Origin of the sequence: Shewanella sp. 11B5, from assembly GCF_002836795.1 — a bacterium.
In the GTDB taxonomy this organism is placed as follows: domain Bacteria; phylum Pseudomonadota; class Gammaproteobacteria; order Enterobacterales; family Shewanellaceae; genus Shewanella; species Shewanella frigidimarina.
Window position 1 is genome coordinate 1 of sequence record NZ_PJAP01000181.1, and the last position, 1,095, is coordinate 1,095.

The 1,095-nt window shown below is 41.0% G+C and carries 1 protein-coding gene and 1 pseudogene; both read left to right on the forward strand.

The genetic code is table 11. From position 1 onward, the window contains the following. Positions 1–50 precede the first annotated feature (50 nt). Positions 51–215, forward strand: a pseudogene (ccoS, locus tag CXF78_RS21750) (cbb3-type cytochrome oxidase assembly protein CcoS); the annotation flags it as partial. A gap of 155 nt (positions 216–370) precedes the next feature. After that, positions 371–1,060, forward strand: a complete 690-nt coding sequence (locus tag CXF78_RS01475) for a sulfite exporter TauE/SafE family protein (RefSeq protein WP_011637478.1) — start codon at positions 371–373, stop codon at positions 1,058–1,060. The last annotated feature ends 35 nt before the right edge of the window (positions 1,061–1,095 follow it).

Sequence of the window (1,095 nt, forward strand, 5' to 3'; positions counted from 1 at the left end):
AGTTCACTGATTGTGGTGAGCAATAGTTTACGCCTTCTTAGGATAAAATTATGAGTATCATTTACGTATTAATACCTATTGCGATGTTGTTTGTATTGATAGCAGTCTCTATTTTCTTTTGGGCAGTAAAGTCTGAGCAATTTGATGATTTAGATAGACAAAGCGTGTCTATTTTATTCGATGAAGACGAAAACAGCATGAACAAAAACAGCAGTGCTAATGCCGGCTCTTCCAACGACAGCTCTGCAACTAATGATTTTCCAACTAACCGCTCTCCAATTAACCGTTCTGCTACTACCGATGTTGCCCAACAAAATACAGTTGGTTCTGCTGCTTCATCTACTACTCACACTAAACCAGAGTAAACCCAATGATTGAATATAATGTTGGTGGTGCATTTATTGTTGGTTTAATGGGCGCTGCACATTGTTTTGGCATGTGTGGCGGATTAATTGGGGCTTTTTCGGCAAACATACCCACCAATGGACAGACACGTTTAGGCACGCAACTGACATTTCTGTGTGGCTACAATTTTGGACGCATCTTTAGTTACACTGTGGCTGGGGCCATTGTCGGTGGTAGTGTCTCCGCTCTTGGTCATTTATTTGATGTTGATAGTTATTTAATTTTTCTTCGCATTTTTGCGGGCACCATGATGATTCTTACCGGCCTTTATATTGCTCAGATATGGTTTGGAATCGTTCATATTGAAAAAGTTGGCAAAGTGTTGTGGCGATACTTACAACCTTTAACGCGTAAATTTATCCCCATTACCCATCCATTCCAAGCCGTTATGGCAGGTATGGTATGGGGCTGGCTCCCCTGCGGCCTGGTGTACAGTACATTAACTTGGTCTGTTGCATCTGGTAGTGCATTACAAGGTGGCTTGATTATGTTCGCGTTTGGTTTAGGTACTTTACCCGCTTTATTTGCAGCGGGATTAGCAGCTAAAACCTTGGCCCAATGGGTACAAAAACGAGCAGTGAGATTATTCAGTGGCGGACTTTTGGTGTTGTTTGGATTGCAAACGCTTTACATTGCTTTTAATCAACTCACCTAGTCAATTACTTTTAAATATGCCTATCTTAATTTTAA